At 42.0% G+C, this 25,655-nt stretch carries 21 protein-coding genes and 1 CRISPR repeat array; of the genes, 13 read left to right on the plus strand and 8 right to left on the minus strand.

Annotated elements, in window-relative coordinates; translation table 11 throughout:
• Positions 1-362: 362 nt before the first annotated feature.
• Positions 363-1,418: a tRNA dihydrouridine synthase DusB gene (gene dusB, locus V7K98_RS05525; RefSeq protein WP_335019821.1), complete on the plus strand. Its 1,056-nt coding sequence runs from the start codon at positions 363-365 to the stop codon at positions 1,416-1,418.
• A 112-nt stretch (positions 1,419-1,530) separates the two neighbouring features.
• Positions 1,531-2,304: direct repeats of the CRISPR family, unit length 37 nt; unit sequence GTTTCAATCCCTAATAGGGATTTTAAGAAATTGCAAT.
• A gap of 325 nt (positions 2,305-2,629) precedes the next feature.
• Here the strand turns inward: dusB and ald are convergent.
• Entirely contained in the window at positions 2,630-3,721 is a 1,092-nt protein-coding gene (ald, locus tag V7K98_RS05530; RefSeq protein ID WP_335019822.1) for an alanine dehydrogenase, read from the minus strand.
• Between the two features lie 488 nt (positions 3,722-4,209).
• On the opposite strand from ald, the gene V7K98_RS05535 reads away from it, so the two are divergent.
• The 8 genes from V7K98_RS05535 (at position 4,210) to V7K98_RS05570 (ending at position 11,226) form a co-directional block, all read left to right on the plus strand.
• Positions 4,210-4,380, plus strand: coding sequence for a hypothetical protein (locus tag V7K98_RS05535; RefSeq protein WP_335019823.1), 171 nt, complete (start codon positions 4,210-4,212; stop codon positions 4,378-4,380).
• Between the two features lie 566 nt (positions 4,381-4,946).
• Positions 4,947-5,240 (plus strand): hypothetical protein, encoded by a 294-nt coding sequence (locus V7K98_RS05540; RefSeq protein ID WP_335019824.1) that lies wholly within the window; start codon positions 4,947-4,949, stop codon positions 5,238-5,240.
• 96 nt (positions 5,241-5,336) lie between these two features.
• Positions 5,337-6,404, plus strand: coding sequence for a WD40 repeat domain-containing protein (locus tag V7K98_RS05545; protein ID WP_442940393.1), 1,068 nt, complete (start codon positions 5,337-5,339; stop codon positions 6,402-6,404).
• Positions 6,405-6,478: 74 nt separating this feature from the next.
• Entirely contained in the window at positions 6,479-6,703 is a 225-nt protein-coding gene (locus V7K98_RS05550; RefSeq protein ID WP_335019825.1) for a DUF2281 domain-containing protein, read from the plus strand.
• Positions 6,703-7,107: a type II toxin-antitoxin system VapC family toxin gene (locus V7K98_RS05555; RefSeq protein ID WP_335019826.1), complete on the plus strand. Its 405-nt coding sequence runs from the start codon at positions 6,703-6,705 to the stop codon at positions 7,105-7,107. Before V7K98_RS05550 ends, V7K98_RS05555 begins: the two co-directional genes overlap by 1 nt.
• A 662-nt stretch (positions 7,108-7,769) precedes the next feature.
• Positions 7,770-8,825, plus strand: coding sequence for a permease (locus V7K98_RS05560; protein ID WP_335019827.1), 1,056 nt, complete (start codon positions 7,770-7,772; stop codon positions 8,823-8,825).
• A gap of 75 nt (positions 8,826-8,900) precedes the next feature.
• Entirely contained in the window at positions 8,901-9,674 is a 774-nt protein-coding gene (locus V7K98_RS05565) for a TIGR03943 family putative permease subunit (protein WP_335019828.1), read from the plus strand.
• A 52-nt stretch (positions 9,675-9,726) separates the two neighbouring features.
• Positions 9,727-11,226 (plus strand): hypothetical protein, encoded by a 1,500-nt coding sequence (locus V7K98_RS05570; RefSeq protein WP_335019829.1) that lies wholly within the window; start codon positions 9,727-9,729, stop codon positions 11,224-11,226.
• A gap of 303 nt (positions 11,227-11,529) precedes the next feature.
• On the opposite strand, the gene V7K98_RS05575 is transcribed toward V7K98_RS05570, so the two are convergent.
• From V7K98_RS05575 to V7K98_RS05590, 4 genes are all read right to left on the minus strand, one after another.
• Entirely contained in the window at positions 11,530-12,522 is a 993-nt protein-coding gene (locus V7K98_RS05575; RefSeq protein ID WP_335019830.1) for an RNA ligase (ATP), read from the minus strand.
• Between the two features lie 334 nt (positions 12,523-12,856).
• A complete protein-coding gene (locus V7K98_RS05580; RefSeq protein WP_335019831.1) occupies positions 12,857-13,657 on the minus strand; it encodes a sulfite exporter TauE/SafE family protein in 801 nt (266 codons plus the stop codon).
• Between the two features lie 95 nt (positions 13,658-13,752).
• The gene (locus tag V7K98_RS05585) at positions 13,753-15,039 is read right to left on the minus strand and encodes a sulfite oxidase (protein ID WP_335019832.1); all 1,287 of its coding nucleotides are present in this window, start codon (positions 15,037-15,039) and stop codon (positions 13,753-13,755) included.
• 144 nt (positions 15,040-15,183) lie between these two features.
• Positions 15,184-16,638, minus strand: coding sequence for an aminotransferase class V-fold PLP-dependent enzyme (locus tag V7K98_RS05590; protein ID WP_335019833.1), 1,455 nt, complete (start codon positions 16,636-16,638; stop codon positions 15,184-15,186).
• 1,067 nt (positions 16,639-17,705) lie between these two features.
• Between V7K98_RS05590 and V7K98_RS05595 the strand changes: the two genes are divergently transcribed.
• Entirely contained in the window at positions 17,706-19,238 is a 1,533-nt protein-coding gene (locus V7K98_RS05595; protein ID WP_335019834.1) for a hypothetical protein, read from the plus strand.
• 136 nt (positions 19,239-19,374) lie between these two features.
• Here V7K98_RS05595 and V7K98_RS05600 read toward each other — a convergent pair whose 3' ends face one another.
• Positions 19,375-21,507, minus strand: a complete 2,133-nt coding sequence (locus tag V7K98_RS05600) for an NAD(P)/FAD-dependent oxidoreductase (RefSeq protein ID WP_335019835.1) — start codon at positions 21,505-21,507, stop codon at positions 19,375-19,377.
• Positions 21,508-21,667: 160 nt separating this feature from the next.
• Here V7K98_RS05600 and V7K98_RS05605 point away from each other — a divergent pair, with 160 nt between their 5' ends.
• A complete protein-coding gene (locus tag V7K98_RS05605; RefSeq protein WP_335019836.1) occupies positions 21,668-21,901 on the plus strand; it encodes a hypothetical protein in 234 nt (77 codons plus the stop codon).
• 507 nt (positions 21,902-22,408) lie between these two features.
• Here V7K98_RS05605 and V7K98_RS05610 read toward each other — a convergent pair.
• A complete protein-coding gene (locus V7K98_RS05610) occupies positions 22,409-22,990 on the minus strand; it encodes an exonuclease (RefSeq protein WP_335019837.1) in 582 nt (193 codons plus the stop codon).
• Between the two features lie 105 nt (positions 22,991-23,095).
• Positions 23,096-24,787, minus strand: coding sequence for a citramalate synthase (gene cimA / locus V7K98_RS05615; protein WP_335019838.1), 1,692 nt, complete (start codon positions 24,785-24,787; stop codon positions 23,096-23,098).
• 75 nt (positions 24,788-24,862) lie between these two features.
• Between cimA and V7K98_RS05620 the strand changes: the two genes are divergently transcribed.
• Positions 24,863-25,201 carry a 2Fe-2S iron-sulfur cluster-binding protein gene (locus V7K98_RS05620; protein WP_335019839.1) on the plus strand — a complete coding sequence of 113 codons (339 nt, stop codon included), beginning with the start codon at positions 24,863-24,865 and terminating at the stop codon, positions 25,199-25,201.
• A 16-nt stretch (positions 25,202-25,217) separates the two neighbouring features.
• On the plus strand, positions 25,218-25,622 hold the full coding sequence (locus tag V7K98_RS05625; RefSeq protein ID WP_335019840.1) for a hypothetical protein: 405 nt from the start codon (positions 25,218-25,220) through the stop codon (positions 25,620-25,622).
• Positions 25,623-25,655 lie beyond the last annotated feature (33 nt).

Genomic DNA, 25,655 nt, shown 5'->3' on the forward strand with positions numbered 1-25,655 from the left:
GCGGGGCACTCATGTTGCCCACCCCAGAAGATTGGATAATTTATTTGTTGGAAGTCCCTAAGTCGGCGGTAAACTATATAAAGATAAATAAATCCGAAGAATGCATCTACCGAGGTGACTAAAATATTGGTGCGTAGTTTTTGGGTATTTCTGAGTTGTGAGCAAGATAAAACTCTGTTGAACCTGAAAATTACGGATAGTCAAAAATCTGTGGCTAAGTCAGGGAACGTAGAAACCCTTGACTTACTTCGTCTAAGCAAAGGGTAGTTTATTTGCCATAAAGGTAAACAAGATCCAAAAGTTAGAAAAATGAAGCCAGCAGACTCTGCTATTTTCCATTGCTATAATTTTTAATTTTTTGTATGATTTCGCTCTCTCCTATTCTCCAAGCTAGACTTTCCCAACCCTTAAAGATTGGCTCATTCGAGGTAAAAAGTCGGGTTCTCCAGTCGCCTTTATCTGGAGTGACAGATATGGTGTTTCGCCGTCTCGTGCGTCGCTACGCACCAGATTCGATGATGTATACCGAAATGGTGAATGCTACGGGGTTGCATTATGTCAAGGAGTTACCCAAAATTATGGAGGTAGATCCCAATGAACGCCCAATAAGCGTTCAATTATTTGATTGTCGTCCCGATTTTTTGGCAGAAGCAGCAATTAAGGCAGTTGCCGAAGGTGCTGATACTGTTGATATTAATATGGGTTGTCCGGTAAATAAAATCACTAAAAATGGTGGTGGTTCTTCGTTGTTGCGGCAACCAGAAGTAGCAGAGGCAATTGTTCGGGAAGTGGTAAAAGCTGTTGATGTCCCTGTGACAGTCAAAACTCGTATTGGCTGGAATGACAACGAAATTACTATTCTCGACTTTGCCAAGCGGATGGAAGATGCAGGGGCACAAATGATTACAGTCCACGGACGCACCCGCGCCCAAGGCTACAATGGTAATGCCCGTTGGGAATGGATTACTCGTGTAAAAGAAGTGCTTTCTATCCCAGTAATTGGCAATGGAGATATTTTTTCCGTTGAAGCGGCGGTGAAATGTTTAGAACAAACTGGCGCTGATGGTGTGATGTGTTCCCGTGGGACTTTGGGTTATCCGTATTTGGTGGGAGAAATCGATCATTTCCTGAAAACTGGGGAGATATTACCGACACCTACCCCGATTCAGCGTTTGGAGTGTGCAAGAGATCATTTGCAAGCCTTGTGGGAATATAAAGGCGATCGCGGCGTGCGTCAAGCCCGTAAACACATGACCTGGTATGCTAAAGGTTTCGTAGGTGCTGCCGAACTCCGAGGACAGCTAAGTTTGGTTGAAAATGTAGATCAAGGTTTGGCAATGATTGACCAAGCAATTGAAAAACTGGCTAATGGCTATGAGTTAAAGGAAGAAGCTGAAGGTAGTTTGGTGATGCTTTAAAAAATTTCTCGAAACAGAATTCAGGAGTCAGAATTCTGAATTAATTTTGTACTACTAAGGATTTTGATGAATTGCAATGATTTAGGATGCACTTTTTCTGCGGTTGCTAATAGTTTCAATCCCTAATAGGGATTTTAAGAAATTGCAATTCAGAAGCAGTATTTTTGTGCGGGCTTTCTGATGATTCAGTTTCAATCCCTAATAGGGATTTTAAGAAATTGCAATGAAGACGGATACCCCCTTCAGTTGAGCGTAAACAAAGAGTTTCAATCCCTAATAGGGATTTTAAGAAATTGCAATTGCACAAAATTGTACAAGTGATAGCTCTAATCCAGTGTTTCAATCCCTAATAGGGATTTTAAGAAATTGCAATAGAAGTAAAGCTTCTGTGATCTCGCTCCCCCACGCCTAGTTTCAATCCCTAATAGGGATTTTAAGAAATTGCAATCCAATACTTACAAGTACGAAAACAGCAGAATATATATGTTTCAATCCCTAATAGGGATTTTAAGAAATTGCAATTTTTTCAATTTTATTAATACCGCTACAGATAAAGCGGTTTCAATCCCTAATAGGGATTTTAAGAAATTGCAATTGATGCTAATTCAAAGCTGTTACCACCTGTTGTAGCATTGTTTCAATCCCTAATAGGGATTTTAAGAAATTGCAATAATTCTTCACTCATGTCTGTTGAATCGTCCTCCATCGTTTCAATCCCTAATAGGGATTTTAAGAAATTGCAATGATATTTTAAAATCAATACACCAGTCCATGTCATTGTTTCAATCCCTAATAGGGATTTTAAGAAATTGCAATTTTTTATTTACTGCTAAAGAAAAGAAAATTCTCGTTTCAATCCCTAATAGGGATTTTAAGAAATTGCAATCGCTGGGGTCTGAAAGCCCTGCTGTATTTGGTTTTCAAGGTGCAGTTGCGCGAATGGTAAAATCATAACACAGCGAATAGTCATAGCACAAGATGCAAATCGCTGAAAGCCATTCCCCATAAGGTGCGCGGATGGTTTAGAAGTACTCTTGCCCTGAAAGCTTTGTATAGATAGAGCAGCAGCCATTTTTTGCGCCTTCTCATTTTGTACACCTACCCATCCGCACATAAGGCAAGAAAATTTAGTCTAATTGCGATCGCTACTTTTATTAAAATAAGCGAACACCTCCGGTGCGCCAAAGGCGAACGCCTAATACTTCCACACCTTAACTTACCAAATCAGGAAATACCTCTTGCACAGCCGGATGAACTAAGCGATGATTCTGCACATTCACACCCTTCGCTAAGGCTGGGTTAACTTCCAAAGCCATAATTCCCAAATTCGCCAACTGGACGATATAAGGTAATGTACTGTTATTGAGTGCCTGAGTTGCTGTCCAAGGTACTGCTCCTGGCATATTGGGAACGCCATAATGCACCACGCCCTCTTCAACGTATACCGGATTTGTGTGAGATGTGGCGTGTAAGGTTTCGATACAACCGCCTTGATCTACGGCTACATCAACTATTACAGAACCAGGACGCATTTGTTTAACCAATTCGCGCGATACTAATGTTGGCGCTCTACGTCCTAATACTAAAACTGCACCGATGAGCAAATCGGCTTCAATGACTGCGGCTTCAATATGAGCAGAGTTGCTGTAAAGTAATTCAACTCTAGAGCCAAAGAGGGTTTCTAGGTAAGATAAGCGATCGACACTTACATCTAAAATCTGCACGATCGCACCCATGCCCACCGCAATTTTAGCTGCTTCTGTACCCACAACGCCGCCACCTAAAATTACTACTTTACCTGGCTTGACTCCAGGGACACCGCCTAAAAGTAATCCTTTACCACCTTGCTGACGTTCTAGGAATCTCGCCCCAAATTGTACTGCTAGCCGACCAGCAATTACGCTCATGGGGGTGAGCAAAGGGAGTTTGTTAGCACCAGGTTGTTCTACAGTTTCGTAAGCGATCGCAGTTGTGCCACAATCAATTAAATGCTCTGTCAATTTGCGATCGGCGGCTAAATGTAAATAAGTAAATAATATCTGCCCTTTATGCAAAAATTTATACTCAGATGTCAACGGCTCTTTGACTTTCACAACCAATTCTCGATTCCAAGCTGTCTCTGATGTGGGGACAATCTCAGCCCCAGCACTTCTGTAGTCATCATCTGAGAATCCAGCACCATTACCTGCTTGTGTCTCGACGAAGATGCTGTGACCATTTTCTTTCAGCACCCGCACGCTAGAAGGACTTAACCCTACACGAAATTCTTGATCCTTATTTTCCTTCGGAACGCCGATTTCCATATATAGCCTCTGATAATTTTTTTGTTTAACTTTAGCCTGCGAATCTCAAGCTTGCTACCGACTTATTACAGATAGCTGTATTAGAGATAGTTAATCTGTGTTCTAAGTTTCTTAATTTTATCTGAGTAGCCCCAAACTCAAGCCCTTGACTATTACCCCAGTATTTATACAATATATGAAGAATAGTAACAATTTATTAAAAGAGTAATTGTATAGCTCCATCTAGGAAGCTTTTGCTGAATTGATCGAGTCATCTTGGCATTCCAGCATTGCAATTGACTCATAAGTTACTAAGTGTAGGGTAAAGGTTAAGGATAAAAGAACCAGTCAATCAATTTTGGATTTTGGATTTGTTCTGCCCACCAAGGACAGGGTATGAACCAAAAAAATCTAAAATCGGCAGGGTCAATTCCTTTACCCTTCATACCTGACAACTCTTGTAAAGTCTCATATCAACATCCCGTTTGCCGAAAAAAGGTTTCTTAAAAATGACACAAACACAACCAACAATTACACCTAAACTAGAAGAGCCAAAGTTTGGCTTTAACGAATATGCTGAACGCCTAAATGGTCGAGCAGCTATGATTGGCTTTGCTTTGCTGCTGGTGATTGAATATGTCACCAATCAAGGGGTGCTATTATGGCTGGGTCTGAAGTAGTGCCACCAACCAGCATAAGGTGGAAGTTATAAGCTAGTGGTCTGTCGAACCCATTTTGTTTGATGGTTCTAGAGAGGTGATAAATCGCCGTCTCTACAGAAGATTTATTCGTAAACTAAGTAAGTGGGCGTAAATAATTAAAGGTTTGTAGTAAGGGCTTTAGCCCTATTCTCAGGGCTAAAGCCCTTACTACGAGCCAATTTAATTATTTTTACATTGCGTAACATAGTTTGATTTATTCTTGCCCACTTACTTATTTCTTGACAGACTACTAGTAGTCAAAACAGTTTCAACCAGATGGAACAACCAGTTGGTTTTGACTTTAACATTTTGATGCGAACTACTTTGTTTTAGAATGTAAGCAAGAGAGGAATCGAAATACCTATTAGTGATGGAAATATTATAGACTTGCAACTAATATAGGCAAAGCAGATTAAGTGAGTATACTTCCTACCCTACTAAAGAAAATTATAATTAATATCTGCCTTAGATGAGAAAGGCGAATTAGGGGTGAGGTATTCTTGGTAAATATACACAAAAGCTGAACTGGAACCAACCAAGCTGTGATGAATGCTGTATTACCTCGTTTTCTAAAGTCAACGTACCGAAAAGAGCCACTAATTAGTATATTAGTGACGATGGGCGCTATAGATGCTCTAATTGGTGGATTGAATGATAGCTGGTCGTTGTTCGCTTTTGGTTTAGGAACAACAGGCATAGCGCTAGCCTTTAAGTTGTGGCGTTTCCAACAGCGCCGTCCTCTACCAGAGGAGCCTGTAGTGCAACATTATTTGCCCTCTCGTTCTTCTAGTGCGCCTTTACCAATGTTAAGCGTTTCTAAGAAAAAACCACCTCTTTAAGAGTGCTGAGTTATGAGTAGAGACGCTATTAATAGCGTTTCTTGACAGTTCATAATTCTAAGTGGTTTGTTTGTATATAAAAAGTGAGGAAAAAGTGTGAGTAGTGAGGGAAGAGGTGGGGGTAATTTTTTACCGACGAATATTATCCTGGCATTTATGGCAGCTGTCGCCCTTCCAGTGATTACCTGCGAAGGGTTTTACATTCATCAAGCTCATGCTGCTGTTGAAGTAACACCAACCTCCCAAACTACCAATGGCTTTGCTAATGCCCAGCTACTTTACACACTCAGAGGACATAACGGAACTGTTAAATCCCTCGCTTTCTCTCCAGATAGTAGAGTTCTTGCGAGTGGAGGTGCAGAAAACGAGGGTATTATTCGTCTGTGGAATCCAGGAAATGGCAAAAAATTAGGGAATATTAACAAAGCACACAAAGCAGCCGTAGAGTCTTTAGTGATTTCACCAGATGGGCAAACCCTCGCTAGTTGTAGTGATGACAACACGATTAACCTCTGGAGTCTGAAAAACTTTAAATTTAGCCGCTCTTTTGTCGGACATACCAGCAATGTATTATCTTTAGCTGTGTCTCCTGATAGTAAAGTTCTCATCAGTGGGGCTTTGGATGGGATTCGTCTATGGGATTTACTACAGCAGCGCCCTCTAGGGACTCTGGTAAGCTTCGATAATTTGATTTATACTCTGGCCATTAGCCCTAACGGGCAGACCTTGGCTAGTGGTGATAGTAAGGGTGTAATCAAGGTGTGGAGTTTGACTACTGGTAAATTAATCAGTGAATTTGTAGCTCATTCTAATGTTGTTAGCGCTGTCATCTTTACACCAGATGGAGAAACATTAATTAGTGCTAGCCGCGATCGCACAGTCAAACTGTGGAATATTAATACTGGAGAATTAGTCCGCACCCTTACAGGACATAATAACTGGGTAAATGCGATCGCCATTAATCCCGATGGACAAACCCTCGCTAGTGCCGGTAAAGATGGGATTAAGTTGTGGAATGTAACTACAGGTGAGTTAATAAATACACTGAGTGGACATACAGACTGGGTAAGTGCGATCGCTTTTAGTCCAAATGGTAAAATTCTTGCCAGTGGTGGATTCGATGGACAAATCAAGATTTGGGGAACTCCACAAAAACGTAATTAACAGTGAATACTAAAACACTGATTTATTAAATAAGTTTGGGTTCTGAGTGATTTGCAGACAAGGTGATAAGTATTATGAATATTGAGCAAGCAGTCTTAGATAAATTGCGCCAGTTACCTATAGATAAGCAGCAAGAGCTATTGAATTTTGCAGAATTTTTGTATCAAAAAAATACTACTAAAACTACCTTACGTAGCATTAGAGGGTTATGTGGTGATTTAGCAGTAGATATTACTGAAAAAGACATTACTGAAACTCGTCAAGAAATGTGGGGGAATTTTCCCAGGGATATTGTCTGATGACATCATTAGTTGTAGATACACACGCTTTAATTTGGTATATTTTTGACCTAAATAGACTATCTAAAACTGCTTTAACAGCTTTAGATAAAGCGGTAAATGATGGTAATCCTATTTATGTTTCAGCTATTTCAGTAGTTGAAATTTCTTATTTGGTTGAGAAGGGACGCTTTGCACAAGAGGTATTAATAAGAATTTTAAATGCTCTGGATGACCCTAATGTGGGTATTGTATTAGCACCCTTAGACCGTAAAATTTCTGGCGCAACAAGAGAAATTGACAGAGCAACTGTTCCTGATATGCCCGATAGGATCATCGCAGCTACTGCTTTTTCTTTAGGTCTTCCCCTAGTTACTCGTGATTTACAAATTCAGGCATTAACAATTATTCAAACTATTTGGTAATAAATTTGGAAACCCGATGTCAGTTGCTCATGGGGTTTGTCCAAGACCTTTCTGGCCTACTGTGCAACTTTTCTGTTGTAATGAATACTGTCCAAGCTCCTAGTTTAATGGCGATTTTTAAATAAAAGGAAGTACAAGGTATTGCAAGCATTTGCCGGGTTTGCTAAACTCTTGTCTTGCCTTTTTAGAGTTTTTATAGTAGAAAACCAACCAAAGCTCAGATTAGATTTTGCTATAACTACCTAGAATCAATCATTATAGCAATCAAGAGCGATATCTACAATGGGCTACGCCTACGCAAATTGTTGAATAACTGTGAATACTTGATGAAAATACAGCCAAGCTAATATCTTATCCAGAAAATTACTGTAAGTATAAACATAGGTAACTTCAAATCATCTATGCAGCTACTCGCCCTCTATAATTGGAACAATTTCTGAACTTAGACAATCTTAGAACTGGTCATTGCCAGTAAATGCACTCAGGTAAAAATTACTATCTTGGCTGAAGCAAAGGTTTGTAGCGCTTAAGCGCTATTTGAAACGTAAGAGAACTTGCTACTTAAATGATGTTTAATTTTCCCAGACTGCTTTTGATCCCCATTTCGGTAGAATGACTAGGCAGAACCCTAAAACTAAAAACCGCTTTTGACTGCGACGCACATGAATCAACTGAACAATGGTTTTACGATATTTCTAAGTCTGCTAGTCGAGGCGATGCCTTTTTTGCTTCTTGGGGTTTTATTCTCTAGTTTGCTGCTATTTTTTGTTGATGAGCGCAAATTAGTAGAAAAAATGCCCAAAAATCCTCTGCTGGGTGCTTTAGTTGGCAGCATGATTGGCTTTTTATTTCCGGTGTGTGAGTGCGGGAATGTACCGGTAGCGCGGCGGTTCCTGATTCAGGGAGTACCCACACCAGTCGCTATTGGTTTTTTGCTAGCAGCACCAACAATTAACCCAATTGTAATTTGGTCAACTTGGACGGCATTTCGAGATCAGCCCGAAATAGTGGTTTTACGAGTCGTATTTTCCCTAGCAATTGCCACAATTGTTGGTTTTGTTTTCAGTTTTCAAAAGGACTTAAATCCGATAATTCAACCTGCGATCGCTCGGTATATGAAGTTTAATCCACCCGCGCAACCTGAAACCAAACGCCGTGGCAAACGTTACCAAGTACAAGAGCAAGAAGCAATACCAAATATCTTGCAATCCGGGACTTATATCTTAGGAGGAAAAGCAGGTGTACCTCTGCGGATAGATGCTAATTTGGCACAAGAAACTACGCCAATTTCTTATACCAATAAACCCCTTGTAGAGAAACTACGCTTAGTAGTAGATAATAGCGTCCAAGAATTCCGGGAATTGGGCGGAGTGATGATTTTAGGAAGTGCGATCGCAGCTGCAATTCAAGTTCTAGCCCCCCGTGAAACGATACTGACTCTGGGTGCTGGCCCTATTAGCTCGATTGTGGTCATGTTGATATTAGCAGTAGTGGTGTCAATTTGTTCTACAGTCGATTCTTTCTTTGCCCTATCTTTTGCCTCAACTTTTAGCAGTGGTTCGTTGTTAGCATTTCTGGTATTTGGGCCAATGATTGATATCAAAAGCATTGGTTTGATGTTATCTATTTTTAAGCCGAAAACTGTCTTTTACTTATTTGCTTTAGCAGCACAATTAACATTTGTGTTAACTCTTTTCCTCAACTTGCACGTTTTTTAAAGAATCAATCTTTTGTTCTTTGCTAATAACCAATGCCCAATGCCCCATCCCCAATGCCCAATGTCCATATAACTAATGGCTAATAAAAATCCCAAATCTAAAATCCAAAATCTGTTACTCCCTTGGCTAGATGCCCTAGCAATTACAGCTTGGGGCATTTTGATGGTGAGATATTGGCTAACTAACAAGCTGAACCTGTTGATTCACCCAAATTACATTTGGTTCGTGGTTGTGACTGGTATCAGCTTGATCGTTATTGGTTTCTTGAAGATGCAGGAACTTTGGCAGCACCGTCGTCGTGATGTGATGCCAAACGCCCAGCACATTAGTTTATTTCCCCCTGGTTGGGGCAGTTCTTTATTGTTGATTGCAGCGATTTTAGGTTTCATTTTTACACCACAAGTTTTTGCTAGTGACAAAGCACTCCAAAGGGGTGTAACGGCTGATTTATTGGGAACTACACGTGTTAAACCCCAAGCTTTTCGGGCTACTGTTCGTCCAGAAGAGCGATCGCTTGTAGACTGGGTACGCACTGTCAATGTCTATCCAGAACCAGACACATATACGGGGCAAAAAGTCAAAGTTCAGGGATTTGTCATCCATCCGCCAGATATAGGAAAAGAATATTTGTTCTTAGCACGATTCGTCTTAACTTGCTGTGCAGCAGATGCTTACCCAGTAGGATTACCGGTGAAACTTCCAAACAATCAAGAACCTTATTCCCCCGATGCGTGGTTGGAAGTAGAAGGGCAAATGATCACAGAAAATCTTGCAGGTAAACGCCAACTGACTATTGCTGCTACTTCTCTCAAAAAGATTCCTCAACCGCAGAATCCATATAGTTATTAGTTGATGCCCAATGCCCCATGCCCAATTCCCAATGCCTAATGACAAATGACAAATGACAAAATCTAAAGCATTTATCCAACCACTGGATCGGATAGCGATCGCACTAATGCTACTGCTAAGTGTGCTGATTGGGTTAATCATACTGCAAGGTGATGTGGTAACTGCTCGTGTGCGGGACTTTACCTGGCAAAATCAACAGATTGGGGCGGAAGACAACTCTTTCACCCTTACCTTCAGTCGCCCAATGGAAACAAAAAGCGTAGAGGATAATTTGAAAATCGAGCCACCCCTAGCAGGTAAATTTAGTTGGGCAGCGCGGCGAATGGTTTATACGCTGCTAACACCCGCACCCTATGGCACGAATTATAAATTGCAGTTACAGGGAGCCAAAGATAAGTTTGCACAGCAAGAAGGTAAAAATCGGTTGATCCAGCCCTTTACAGGGAGTTTCCACACACGCGATCGCGTCATTCTTTACATAGGAACCGATAAAGAAGAACAGGGACGATTAGTTTTATACAATTTAACCCAAGAGCAAAAAAGGGTACTTACTCCCAAAGACTTGATAGCAATGGACTTCGAGTCATTTCCTGATGGGGAGAAAATTTTATTTTCGGCTCGCGCCAGCAATAACCAAGACTTACTTTCAGCCCAAATATACACAGTGACAACAGGTGTTTCTAGTAACTCTGGACAAGAAGCAAAACCAGGAGGCAAAGTTGATCTAGTTTTAGATAGTAAAGATTATCAAAACCTGAAATTTGACTTATCACCTGATGGGCAAACTATTGTCATCCAGCGCGGAAACAAAAATAATCCCGGCGACTTTGGATTATGGTTTATGCCAGCAACCAGTGACGGTTCAGCAGAAAAACCCACCCCTAAACGCCTGAAAAGCCAACCAGGGGGAGACTTTATGATCACCCCAGATAGTAAAGCTGTAGCAGTTGCCCAAGGACAGGGAGCAGCGATTTTACCACTGCAAGGTGATGCCAGTAAACCCCTAGATTTTCTGCCGCAGTTTGGTTTGGTACAGGCTTTCTCTAAAGATGGCTCTCAAGCAGCAATGGTAAAGTTTAATACAGATTACACGCGAGATTTGTTTTTGGTGACAAACCAAGGTGTGCAGAAACAACTATTAAAAACAACAGGCTCAATTCTCAGTTGCCAATTTGATATTGCTTCACCCACCCTCTACTGCTTGCTGACACAGCTAGTATCTAAAGAACAATACATAGAACAGCCTTATGTGGTGGCAATTGATCTGAAAACCGGGCAACAGAAACCACTGCTAGTACTGCCTCCCGCTCAACGAAATGTGCAAATGAGTTTATCTTCTGACGGTTTGGGCTTGTTATTTGACCAAGTAGTGCCGCAGACAAGCCCCCCAGCATCATTACCCACAAATACTTTGAAAACTGATGATGGCGATGTCATTGCTACGAGTAGCCTGTGGTTAATGCCACTGTTACCCATTGCGGATGCTGCAACTGTTGAAATTAGACCGGAACAACTCCCTTTAGCCGGATTTCGGCCGCGGTGGCTACCTTGATAGAATAATTCGTAATTCGATTTTGGAAGATCAGTTAGGAATAAGAATTAAATAACATCCAGGTTTATGTCCGGGCCTTACCTCACCCTCAATCCCTCTCCTTATAAAGGAGAGGGATTGTGAGACAGGATGAAGTTTTGCATTTTATTTAATCCACGTTCATTAGGGACATCCAAAAATTAAATTACTCAATTCCTGCATCCAATACGACTATCAGATTTTTTCCCCCTGCTTACCAAAGGTATTGATGATTTTTTTCTTTGGAAGTCCCTTAAGGTTCTCGCCACCTGAACTGAGTTGAACCTAATGGAGTTCAGTTCCATCCTTACGGAGTAGATAGCGATCGCTAATCAACTTCAAGACGACTCTACCTATTTCTGGATGCGTTTTCTCAATGAGTGGTTGCACAACAACGCCTTCCATGATGCAATTGGGACTGACTACACTATTGGCATTATTGAACTGAGACACCGCTTCCCAAGTGTAAGCACCGATATAAAGCACAGGTATCCTTGGCAAAGCAAATTCCTCGCAAAAAGCTACAAAATCGCTGTAATTCAGAAAATAACTGCCGTGACGTACAGCAAATATAGCAATTCCAATATTGCCATTATTCAAGCCATATTTGATATCTTGTACACCGTAGATTTCCCCAAAAATCTGAGTTCCTGGCGGAAGTTTCTGTAAAACTTCGTTTTCGTTGTAAGCACGAATATAAACTAATTTTTTGTTTACTTCGTTGTTTTTCCAGAAGTAATTATGGCTGCCAATTTTAGTTGTTCCATCACCATCAACTAAGACAGTGAAGTTAGTTCCATGCAACTTCTCTGTAACAACAACTTCTTCACCTTCAATTAGGATGTTTTTGTAACGTTTCAGGTTTTCTGGACTGGGGAATTTGTAATGTCCAATAAAACTTTCTAGTTCTCCGCTCATCCCTTGAGGAATTGGATATTCGTACTTTGTTACACCAAAATACTCTGTGTAGTCGTCTCCGACATTTCCCATAAAGTTATTACCAACAGGGATAAGTAAACCCTCAGAAAAAATTCCCCGAAGTTTGGCAGCCCGCAGTTTTTTCGAGTAGTAGTTACGAATACCAAACTCATCCAAAAACTTTTCTGGAATAACACTATCAATAGGAAAATAAAAAGCTAAATCTCCAGCGTGAAGTTTACCTTTGGCTATAATTACTTGATACCCCATATCTTCAATAGAGACAATATCTAGCCTATCAGCATTTGGATGAGGATTAATACTGTTGATTTTAACAACTTCAACTTTAAAAATACTCATAGCTCACCTCTTTTGAAAAAAATATATTTTAGAAAAACTCTAAATTTAGTATATTTAAAAAATAATCAAGCAGACATATACAATTTTGACCTCTCTCCTCTTAAGAGCTACCGTGTATACACAAATAATTTAATTACCCTAAATCCTATTTTGTAGGGTGTGTTATGCCGGAGGCTAACGTACCATCCAAGATTTTCGGTGCGTTAGGACTAACGTCCATAACGCACCCTACTAGATTGAAGCTATGTATACCGTAGCCGTTGTGGAGAGAGGCTTTGAATCTTACTCCTATTCCTTTGTAGGGAAGGGGTTGAGGGTTAGGTCTGTATTGCACTCAACCCAGAAGCGCTATAGTAATTATTTGTTGATAATTTGTCCAAGCTTCCCAAAAAAGATAGATTGATAGTGTGCCTAAGAAGATACGAAGCACTAAATTCACAGTAGAATCTGGAATTTTTGGCAATGAACGAGTACTTATCTGAACACCTAAAAGTCCACCGCATCCCAAAACTATACCTTGAAGAAACAGAATATTTCCCTCTAATGCGTGTCCTGTGCAGGCAGCCAAAGCAGTGATGACAATCACACCTAAACTAGTCTGAATTGCTACTTTAATTTCTTCTCCCAGGAGTAACATTTGCAGTGGCACCATAATAGTACCGCCACCTAAGCCAAATAAACCTGCTAAAATTCCTGCTGCTCCTCCAGTGCCAATTTTAGAAACTAATGGGTTAAATATTGGGGCTGTATTCTCTATTTCTTTGAAGGCCAGTTGCTTACGAAGTTCAATCAAATAGATATTAGCGAGTAGTATGATGCCAAATGTAAAGAGTATTATATAAGATGGGATTTTATTGGCGAAGTATACACCTATTCCAGTAGTTAAGAAGGCTGGAATTCCTAAATAAATTACTCGTTTAAAGTCAAAGTAGCCCATCCACCAATTCTGCAAACTTCCAGAAATTGAAGTAATCACGATCGCAAGGCTACTAGTAGCGATCGCTTGAACGGGAGTATAACCTAGTGTGACTAAAAGAGGAATTGTGACAATACCGCCACCTATTCCTAAAAGTCCAGCTATGACTCCAGATATTAGACCCCCAGTCACTAAAATCAACCAACTAAAATCAATCATAAATCATAAATGGGAATTGGGAATTGAGCATTGGGCATTGGGCATTAATCACTTGAATCCCAGCTTTTGTACAGATGCGATAATCGCGTCTCTCCTTATCCCCGTACTGTCACCGGATGGCTGACAACGCCTCCGTAGAGCAAGCCCGAATCATTCCACGGAACTGTACTCGGTTGTGTGTTACCTAAATTGTCAGTAGCAATAGCTTGGAGAAAATATTCGCCAGGGGTTGGGTTCCATTCAATGTCCCACCGTGTCCATGCAAATGGAAAGTTTGGTTCTCTCAGTCGGGCAAATTGCCAAGTTTTCCCACCATCTAGACTGACTTCTACACTGACAATTTTTCCTTTTCCAGACCAAGAACGTCCACGTAGTAAGTGGGTTTTAGCTGAAAGTGTAGCGGGCCAAGCCAACTCAAAAGCGCTCTTAACATTTTGATAGGTAATCAGCTTACCTTTATATGGTGCGATCGCTGGATAATCTGCACCAACCAGTACCATCTGCTCCGTTACCCACTGGGTATATATCGGTGTTTCAGAAACTTCAATCCGCTCAATCCATTTAACGTTGGCGTTTCCTCCCCAACCAGGGAATAGCGCACGGCATGGCTGGCCATGATCTGGAGGTAATGGTTCTCCGTTCATTGCATAGACAACGAGTGAGTTATCTGCAAGTGCTTTGGCGATGGGAACTACATTGTTAAACTTGGATTTATTTGTGTCCTTTGAATCGAGCGAATCAAAATCTGCACCCTCAACGAGTACGTCTCTCGCTGTCGATTTCAATCCAGCCCGCTCTAATAATATACTTAGTGGTACACCAGTCCACTCAGCCACACCAATAGCCCCAAGCCTCCACCGGGTTCCAGGGAGTGGTATGTTGTAAGCTTCTTCAAAGAAGCGCCGACCATTAGCAGCACACTCTATGGCGCAAGTGACTGAGATGGAGGGCATAGCGATAATTTCATCGTAAGTGAACTCGCAAGGTGCAGAAACGCCAGTTCCATGAATTTGCAAACGCCACGTAGATGGGTCAAATGGAGGTGGTGTACTGCGGTTGTGAACATAGAACCAATCGTTTGGCACTAAATAACCACGCCCATACATCGCTTCCCAGTTCATCTCTAATGTGCCTTTGCTATGAGAGATATACCCAGGTGGCAATGGTTTAAGTATTTTACTGCCTTTGGTTTTAACAACTGCCTGACTATGAGCAGGCGCAGGTTTAGCTAACCCTCCAATGACTGTTGCGCCAACCATAGTGGCTAGTATTTTCAGAAAGCGCTGGCGCGACATACCTGCATCTGTGCTTTTTTGCCAGATGCACTCATCAACCCGTGCCTGTTGATAATCCTCCTGATCAAAGAGGTTTTCATCGCTCAAGCTATTACTCCTTGTAATTCGTAAGTCGTAATTCGTAATTAATATACAGAGCATTAGACTTGATGAAGGAGAACGGGAGATGAGGGAGTGAGGCAGAAGAATTAATAACCAATGCCCAATGCCCCATGCCCCATGCCCCAAAAATTAGCTATTTATCGCTGTCCACACACCAGTTATTTCATCTTGTGTGTAGTTGGGCAAATAGTGGTCAAATCCGTTTTTAGCTATTTGTGCGATCGCATCAATAAAGCGATCGCAGTCTTCTAATGTATTATATACTGCGAAGCTGGCGCGGATAATACTAGGAATATTGCGTGTAATTCCCCTGTCTACTTCTTGAGCAATTTCGTAGTCTTGCTCATCCGAAATATTCTTGAGTTTGCGAATGTATTCATAAGTGCAGAAAGCCCCAGCCCTAACCCCAATGCCGTATTCTTGTGCCAGAATTTCTGCTACTAAGCGTCCATCAAATCCATCAATATCAAAGGGAATAACATGGGCTAAATTATCTCCTGGGATATGTAATTGCACTCCCGGAATCAGCCTAAGCCGTGTATATGTGAATTCAACTAGAGAGTGTTCATACTGAGCAATGCGATCGCGCCCTACTGCTTCGATAATTTCAATCGCCTTGGCAATTGCGATCGCACCCATTGCGTTTGGTGTTCCAGGGTCATGAGCCCGTTCTGTATAAAAACGCTTGATCTCTAGATTTCTGGTGATATAAGGCAGATTACCACCACCAATTTGATAAGGGTAAGAACTATCAAAAAATTCTTTTGGCCCCAACAAAACCCCGGTTCCATAAGGTGCATACATCTTGTGTCCAGAGAAAGCCACAAAATCTAAATGACATGGGTCATCATCTGCACGCATATCTACTCGTTCGTGCTGAATCAACTGACACACATCTGCAAAAATCTTAGCGCCATACCGATGTGCTAAAGCTGCGATTTCGTAAATCGGCGGTCTGTAACCTGTAATTGTTGAAGCACCTGTAATTGTTACTAACTTAATTTGCTCGCCTTCAGGAAGATTTTGGTGTGCCTTGAAAATTTCTTCTATTTCTGCAACACTTACGCTTCCATCCTGTTGGGTTCTATACTGTACAACTTCGTCTCTAGTAACCCAAGGGAGTAGGTTTGATGAATGCTCAATATCAGAAACTAAGATTTTTCCAGGTTTTTTTGCCCAAAGTGTGGCAGCTCCATTAATTGCTTCTGTTGTATTCTTCGCAAAGATTACATAGTTGTTTAAAGATGACCCCACAAAGTCCCGAATAACGTTCCGGCTAGCGTCATATTCTCGTGTTGTGATGATGGACTTTTGCCCAGAACCTCTATGTACGCTGCCATAAGTATCAAGCATATCATCCACATGCTTCTTAAGGGTTGCAAAGGGGGTAGTTGTAGCTCCATTATCCAAGTTGACGTACTCAACATCGTTTCCCTTAAGGGTCTTTACCCGAAAAGATAGAGACTCATCTGTGAATAACGGTCTAATTTCTTTGTCCCAAAAACTATCAAAATTTTCTGCAACTAGCGGTAATTGGATAGCTTCTTGCTTTATATTTACACCCGTTAAAAGTATGTCGGTCATCTTTAGCACCCCTATTTTAAACTTAGAATTTCTGGAAAAGCCTAACTGCAAGACCGCTTTATGTAATGCAATAATCACATTGATCACTAGTATCTATAGTCTTTATAATTACTTGGCTACTAGTAGAAAACTCGGTTATCCCAATTATTATTTAATAAACGAATTAAAAACTCTATCCGTATTAACACTTGAGTATGGTATTCCTGCTGTTAAATAAAATACATTGTAAAAAATAATTTAAAGTACTTAAGTACGCTTCAAACAATTTTCTTATAGTCATTAAACAAACTTCATGTATTGAAGGCAAATTGATCGAAAAAGTCTTTCACTAACGAAGCCTGAAATTGCTTACTAGAACTATATTGACCGAGAAAAAGCTCGTACTAAGTTGAGATTATTCTTTAAAAAAGTTTCATAAATCTACTTACATTAAGTATTACTACTTTAAAACTATTTCATACGTGTTTACTCGTAATTATCAGGGTTCTGTTACCTTCAGTCTTAGCAGAAGACCTTGGTTGTTTGCTGGCATTAAATAGCGATCGCTCAAGATAACAAAATGATCGTTGAATAGTAGATACTTGTACTGATATCCATCCTAAGTAAGTAATAAAATGTATTCTTAAATACATTTTAAGTTAACATCTTAAGACAGATGCGATTATAAAAAATAAAGTATATAATTAGCACGCTTTTTTATATTAAAAAACTTCTGTAGGACAGAGCCATTACTGTACTAATCTCCTCTGCCCCCTGCCCGTTTCACCCTGCCTCTTCTTGACGGAAAAGAGCATCATAGTGTTATAACGGCATCAGTCTAAAGACAATAGGACTTACGCAAAACTACACGCAGTAGGGGCAATTCATTAATTGCCCCTACGAAAAATCAAGATTTGGACTATTTTTGCGTAAGTCCTTTACAAAACGGGGAACACCAATTGATGATTAATTGCTGGTGCTTGGAGAGAGTTAAACTTAGCTTTTAGAGCAAACCCTGATTAGACAAAGTTGATAAGCAATGCTAATGCCAGCACTGCTGATATTTTTAGGCAGGTGGGTCAAGAGTGATGAATGAAGCTGACACATCAAATAAGGGGGCTGTGATGGAATCCCTAAATTCTGCTAATTCGCCACAATCAGAGCAGGCGAGTTGTCCCTTTTACTCAGTTGTGCCTAATGAGAATATGACAGTTAAACAACTGCCACTCCTCATGCCAGCTGAAGATACACAATTTTCAAAAGATACCACCCAGCAGGACTGGGTTGCAGAGCCAGAAAGCGGCAAGCAAGCACTAATTGACTCAGAGTTTCAGAACCTGCTGGCATTGAACGAAGAATTGCGTGCAGCTAACAATAAGTTGTATGAACAAGTAGAGCAGCTAAAAGACAACCTAGCTGAGTCTGAAAAGGTTTTGCAGTGGCAGAAAACGCGCTCTAGCGTTACTGAGTCGATGCTCAACCAACATACTCAAGAATTAGCTGCGGCTCAAGAACAGATAAAATCCTTATTTCAACAATTAGAAACTGCTGTACAAACTGTTCAACACCAGGAAATTTTCACTGATAGTTATAAAGCACATCTGCAAATTAGCCAGCAACGCCTTGCCCAGCTAGAGCGAGAATGTACGTTGTTACACACTAATAACAGCGAACAGTCTGAGCAGTTATTGCAATCAGAAACTGTTTGCCGGGAGTTACGTACTAGACTGATGCGACAACAACGCCAGACGCTGCAATTTAAAGCGGCTTTGGAAAAATGTTTAGATACATCGGTTCCTAGCTATGACTCCTTAGAAGATACTGCCAAACACCCCAAAGACATCACTAGCGGACAAGGAAGATTTTCTAGAAAAGCTCGGTCTTTGTTTCCTAACGCCCAGCCAATTCAAGCTTGGTCAGCAGAATCAGAATCCTTAACTGAAAATGCGGATGATTCTTGGGGCGAACCTTCAGCACCAATCCCATTCCAAAGAAATCAACCGACTACGCCGCCATCTTCTTGGAACTGGTCAGTTAAGCAAAATACCCCAAAATCAGCAGAACCTACCCCCTCTCCAAAAATTGACGATTCCCCAGCTACACCGGAAGCTGTTTCAACTTCAGGGTCATCCAATTTAGATCAGCAGTTAGATAGTTTAATCCAAATGTTTTTCACCTCCCAGCCGGAATCTGCATCACCGCCGCCTGCTGCAAAAACAGATGTGGATGGTAATGATGCGCCTATCTGGGAGACTTTGGCAACAATCCTAGAAGATGATGAGGAAATAGAAAATCCACGGGAGGCGCATTTGGAGGTAGAAAGCAATCCCCCTGCAACTACCTCCAAATCTTGGACGACAGATTCTGTACCTTCTTCACCAACCAATAACTTACTAATTTCCTCTACCTCCTTCCACACTGAGCCGCCTGTTGAAGAAGCCGAAGACTACTGGTCAGAAGTTTCCCAATTGTCAGAAAATGATTTGTCGCTAGAGTCATTAGGTGATAACACTGATGATGCCAATTCACCTTCACCTGTGGTTTATCCCCAGCGTCCACCCAAGGGGCGTAAGTCATTGGCATCTGTGGAACTACCGAATTTCCGCCCTAAAGGTCAATAGAGACGCGATGAATTGGGAGAGACGCGATGAATCGCGTCTGTACAAAAAAAGGTAATGGTATCTCTAAAGGAATTGGGAGTTGGGAGTCAAGTGATTAATGCCCAATGCCCAATGCCCAATGCCCAATTCCCAATATCTAATTAAGAATCCTTGCTTCTGATTTCGGAATTATGGCTTCTGGGTTGGCTTTTGCTACTTGAGAGCGCGATCGCGGTTTGCCTGTGGCGATCGCATAATTAATCGCCAAGAGCCATAGCCACAAGCCCGGATTCCGGGGTTCTAGCCAATGACCTGCCCGATTTAAGAAGCGCCCGAACCAAGGACTTAGCAAAGCGCTAAGGAGGGCATGACGACCAAAGTTGAAATAACTACCAAGCCATCGCATTAAATCTCTAGGCCCAGCAAGTTCCCAAATCCATAAAAGTAAGGCAGGATTTTTGCTGGCGGCTTTCAGTGCTAGGCGGTTAAAGGTTAACCAATCACACCGATCTTTGATGAAGTTATCTGCTACTTCTTGGGGTTCGTCTGCTAACAGTCCAAAAAAGGTGTTGAGCATGGAGTTAATGCGCTGGGGTGGTAAGAATTTCCCAGTGGGAACCATCATCCCTTTAGAAAATAGCCAAGTTACTGAAACGTTGCTTTGGTAAGCGCGAATTTGGTTCAAATGGCGGAAACTCAACAAGTCATGTTTGAGAGCGGTATCTAACAAGCTTGTTAAGCGCTCTAAGTTGCGAACTAGGGAACCAAAACCGGTGAAGACTAGGGGAGACTGGAGTGATGCGGCATCACCGATCGCAATCAATCGATTGAAGGCAACTGTGCGATCGCTACTTCCTACACTAAAATGACCCGGTATATACCCAAATGTCGGCTTTTTCCACACCAATTTTTCCATATCGCATCTACGATACTCTGGCAAAATCGTGAAAAAGTCCTCGTACATCTCTAGCAAGGAACCGGGATTTTCAGCATTGACTTCGTGGTAATGAAATAAATAAATCGTCAGTTCATCATCTGCTGCGGGAAACAGTTCCCAAATCAACTGCCTTCCCCGCGAAATATCTCCATGACTATAAAGCACGTCCCCATATTGCGAATCCCATACCCCCGGCTCAAATCCGCTCTCAATTACTGCTCCCACCGTCGGACATACACTATCAAAGGCCCGACCACCATTTAACTGCCAAGCGATAGGTGAGGCAGTTCCCATTGCATCTATTAGCAGCCTTCCACTTACTTGTTTTTCAACCTGACTGGGTAAGTGCTTGACTTGCAACAGAACTTGTGATATATCAATATCTGCACGGATAAATTCTGTTTCATCCCAGATTTCGCCGCCTGCTGCTTGCAGCTTTTGCCCACACATTTGGAGCCATTTTTCGGAATCTAAGCCTAAGTTTAGGACTGTGGGTGTATGTAGGACTGGCGATCGCAGTTTGGATGGATTATTCGCATCAAAAAACTTATTGAATCCATCTTTGTATTCCCTGGCAATGATGGTTTCTAACTCTGCGGGGGTGACTAAACCCAGGTTAACCAAGCTTTGAATCTCATCGCGGGAAATATTCCATTCTCGGTTCATCCGGCCAAAGGGCATTCGTTCCACCAGCAGGACTTTATATCCAAGTTTTGCCATCAATGCTGCATGAATCGCTCCTAGTGCGCCACCGATGTAAATGATGTCGTATTGGGGAATTGGGAATTGGGCATTGGGAATTGGGCATGGAGCATTGGTCATTTCCCCTTTACTCTCCTGCGAAAACACAACCTGACGCGGCTGCTGCGGATTTCGTACTCCTTCGCGCCATCGTTGCTCCCACCAGTAGGCGCGTGTTAGATCGTATTCACCGTTGGGCATTTTCTGAAAATACTTGACGGTGAGGGGGTAAGCAGAGGCTAACGCGGCAAAAATCGATTGCTGGGATAAATCAATCGTTGGCGGTTCTGGGTAATGATGCGGAAAACGGCTTCTGATTTCTTTGGTTAGGCGTTGCAGAATTTTTCCCTCACTGGGAAAGGGTTGTTCTGCCCAACGAAACACTTTTAGATAGGTAGTTCGTTGCACCGACCAGACAAATACCGAAAGTTCCACAGGCAAGTTTTCGGAAACAGCCGCCCCAGCAGCTGTAGTAGCACTGGGTATTTTGAGGCGAAAGCCTTCCGAAGTAAGCACTTTTTCTCCATTTCCAGGTTCAAAATCTGTTTGTAGCCAGCTACGCACAGTTTCTATATCTGGAGTTGGAACTTCTAAATAAAGGATTTCTTTCATGTTTTCCTGACATCTCCCATCAATCTACTCACTAAGACAGATTTTCTTAAGGCACAGAGTAAGGTATACTCCGCCCTATTAGTTTCATAAAGATTCAGTGAAGAAATTTTAAGAGTTTGTCAAATTTATTGTTCATTTTGTATTTCTGTAAACCCACGCCATGAATTATCCCATTCCAGACAGCCCCCAGGAAATTTTTGCTCTACGACAACAGCCGATTGATGAAGAACTCGTTGCTGCTGCGATCGCTGGCGTAATTAAAGTTGTCCGCGCTCAGGGTCAATCTTTGGAAGAATTAACCGCTCAGTTGCTAGCAGACGATCCAATGCTGGATCGGGAACAACGTCGCTGGTTGAGCCAATTAGTTGCCCAATCCTGGGAAAAGTTTTCATAAAACGTTGCATAATTAAGTAATTTTTTGTCACAGCATTAGATTTCTAGGTTTGCACCTAAATATTAGAATATTGGCGATGCCTGCGGCGGGCTGCGCCTACGCACTTTAGGTATAAGAGTAACAATAATTATCAGTATTGGATTGGTGATTGGGTTGCTGTTTTGGTATTTATGGCACACAAGCCACTAAATTAACCATATCAGGGTTTTACATTGCTAATAAATTTTACAACGTTCTGAAAGCGAAAGACCTCTGGTTTAAGCCGTAGGTCTTGTTTTCGGTTCATGTCTCTATCGCCGCCTTAGCGGAATAAATGTTTTTGGCACACAACTTAGTTTGCGATCGCCTACTTAGGGACTTCCAAATAAAAAAATACCCAAAAAACTCTCTCCTCCTCATTCCTCTGTGTTCTCTGTGTCTCTGTGGTTCGTTTCATTTGGGTAATTTATTTCTTGGAAGTCCCTAAGTAGGCGGAAATAAATACAACTAACTATCAAAGTTCTTCAATTACGATCGCATATCTAGATTTTGCTCTCTCTGTAAATTCGCTTGCAACAGATTACAAAATAACTTCCCTTGCTGAATGGCATCATCCAAGGCAATATGAGCCAATGGCAGATTTTCTAGCCATGCAGTCGGTAGATTATCTTTACCAGATTCGGTGTAACTTTGTTTCAAGAATGCCATCGCATAGGATCGGATATCCAATGCCGAAAATTTAAAGGGGCTATCACCCACAAAGTTTATCAAGTACCAGTAGACAAACATAAAGTCATAAGCGGCTGGATAGCCAACAAAGATCGGTTTACCTGGTAAAGCCACAAGCCAGGAGTGGTAAGACTGCATCACCTCTAAAGGGGGCTTAAGATTGGTTCGACTGGCTGCCCAAGCATCTGGCTGTTCTGCCCACCATTTCATAGTTTTGGGGTGTCCTTGTGCCCTTGGTAAGGTTTCTAAATTAGCTGTAAAAGTCGCAACTAATTCTTTCTCCGCAGTATACGCAGCTGAGGCAAAACTAAGCATGGAGTGGGGCCCAGGGATAGGGCCATCCGCTTCTATATCAGTGCTAACGTAGATTTCGATTGTCACTTTTTATTTTGCCCGTCTTTCATCAGTACGCACAAAAATCTTACTTGATAGCAGGAAGCGATCGCCAAAGTGCGATCGCTTCCCTCACACTACATATCCCTTTTCTCAACTAGAAGCTTTCACCACCGCTTCTGCTTGGGAGTGCAATAACAAACCATATTCCAAGCCCTCCACCACCGCTTGATAGGAAGCCTCCAAAATATTGGTAGAAACCCCTACAGTTGTCCAGCGTTGACGACCATTGCCTGATTCTACCAACACACGGGTTTTCGCCGCAGTGCCCGTATGTCCGTTGAGAATCCGCACTTTGTAATCTGTCAAATCAAAGGTTGCTATTTGGGGATAAAAATTCACCAAAGCCTTGCGTAAAGCTGCATCCAATGCTGCAACAGGGCCATTACCTTCCGATGCCTCCAAAATATTTTTGCCGTCAACAGCGATTTTGACTGTAGCGAGGGCGTTACTAGTTTCTTTCCCCTCAATCAAGTCACAGTGGACTTGAAAACCTTTGACTTCAAAAAACTTCTGGCGGCCTCCCAAAGCTTCGTGCATCAGTAGCGCAAAACTCGCCTCTGCTGCTTCAAACTGAAATCCTTCACTCTCCAAATCTTTGAGACGCTGGAGAATTTGCTTTGCTTCTGCCTTTAGCTCGTCGAGGTTAATGCCAAAACTGCGGGCTTTGGCTAAAACATTGCTTAGTCCAGACTGTTCAGAAATCACAATGCGGCGATGATTCCCGACTTGTTCCGGCCGAATATGTTCGTAAGTGAGGGGATTGCGTTCTACTGCTGATACATGAATACCGCCCTTGTGGGCAAAAGCCGAAAGTCCCACAAAGGGAGCATGTTCATCAGGCGCAAGGTTAACGACTTCACTAACAAAACGACTAGCTTCTGTAAGTTGTGTTAGCTGGTCTTCTGTGATACAACTGTAACCTAGCTTCAGTTGTAAATTGGGAATTAACGAACAGAGGTTAGCATTACCACAACGTTCACCATAACCATTAATTGTCCCCTGTACCATCTTTGCCCCAGCCATCACTGCGGCTATTGCATTAGCAACCGCCATTTCTGAATCGTTATGAGTATGAATTCCAATTTGGGGAATTAGGGATTGGGCATTGGGCATTGGCAACTGAGTAGATTCTTTCTCCATGCCCCATGCCCCATGCCCCATGCCCCATTCCCCAGTTACCCTAACTACATCTTGCACAATTTGGCTAACTTCATGAGGCAAAGTGCCGCCATTAGTATCACAGAGGACTAGCCATTCAGCACCAGATGCGATCGCAGCCTCTAATGTCTGTAAAGCATAATCTGGATTGTGCTTGTAACCATCAAACCAATGTTCGGCATCATAGATAATGCGCCGCCCTTGAGAACGGAGGTACTCAATGGTGTCACGAATCATCGCCAAATTTTCTTCTAATGTCGTCTTGAGGCTAGTTGTAACGTGTAAATCCCAAGACTTACCAAAAATCGTTACCCAGCGAGTTCCCGCAGCCAAAATATCCTGTAGCATCGGTTCGGTTGCGGCAGTGGAGTTAGGCCGTCGAGTCGAACAAAAAGCCACAATTTCAGCTTGTTTTAGCGGATCTTCTTGAAGTTGCCAGAAAAATTGTACATCCTTGGGATTTGCACCAGGCCAACCGCCTTCAATGAAGGGAACTCCCAGTTGATCGAGTCTCTTGGCAATGCGTAACTTATCTTCTATCGATACTGATAGCCCCTCGCGCTGAGTGCCATCCCGTAATGTAGTGTCATAGAGCCAAAGTTGAGGTGAGGAATTTGTGGTCATAAAACTGGGACCGACGAGACAACTTTCGAGGCAATGTGTCAATATACAACAAAAAGCCTGTTTGACAGTTTAAAAATGCCTAAAGTACTAGCTGAAGGTAAAACAATTGAGTGCGTAAGTGGAAGCAATCTCCGAACAATTTTGCTGCAAAATGGTATTAACCTCTACAATGGCGGTGCTAAGGTAATAAACTGTCGGGGCATTGGCAGTTGTGGAACCTGTGCAGTTAAGGTAGAGGGCGAAGTATCAGCAGCGAATTGGCGCGATCGATCGCGGCGTTCGCTGACACCCCATTCTCCTACAACAGACTTGCGTTTAGCCTGCCAAACTAAGGTTTTAGGCGATGTGAAAGTGACAAAGTTTGATGGATTTTGGGGACAAGGTTCTCGAATAGTGTGGACACCAAAAGGTTAAAAAGGAGTAAGACAAAATGGGTAGATGGACACCCTTAATTTTAATGGCTGGAGGTTTAGCCATTCTGCTTGGTACATTACTAGGCATTAATTTTCCTATGGGCGTGCAAACCGCTAACGCTCCCGGTGGCAAAGCAGCAAAAGTTCTGCCAGCTAATATCAATGTTAATAGCAGCGCTGGCAGCAAAAATGAAGAAACTGCAACGGAAGGAAATGAAACAACCGAAACAAGCCAAACAAACGAAAATAAACGCAGCATTGTAGCTCCAAGACCTGACAACAGAAGCAGCGTTGCTCAAAATCCTTCTGATGACTCAACATCACCTGCTGAGAGTACAACAGACGGCAATACAAATAGTTCCGAAAACACGACATCTAGCGATGCCAATCAAAGCAACGAACCAATTCGTGCCTTGTGGTAACGATATATCCGTCTTTAGTTACGAGTTATAAGT

Source organism: Nostoc sp. (assembly GCF_036917435.1).
Taxonomy (GTDB): Bacteria; Cyanobacteriota; Cyanobacteriia; order Cyanobacteriales; family Nostocaceae; genus Nostoc.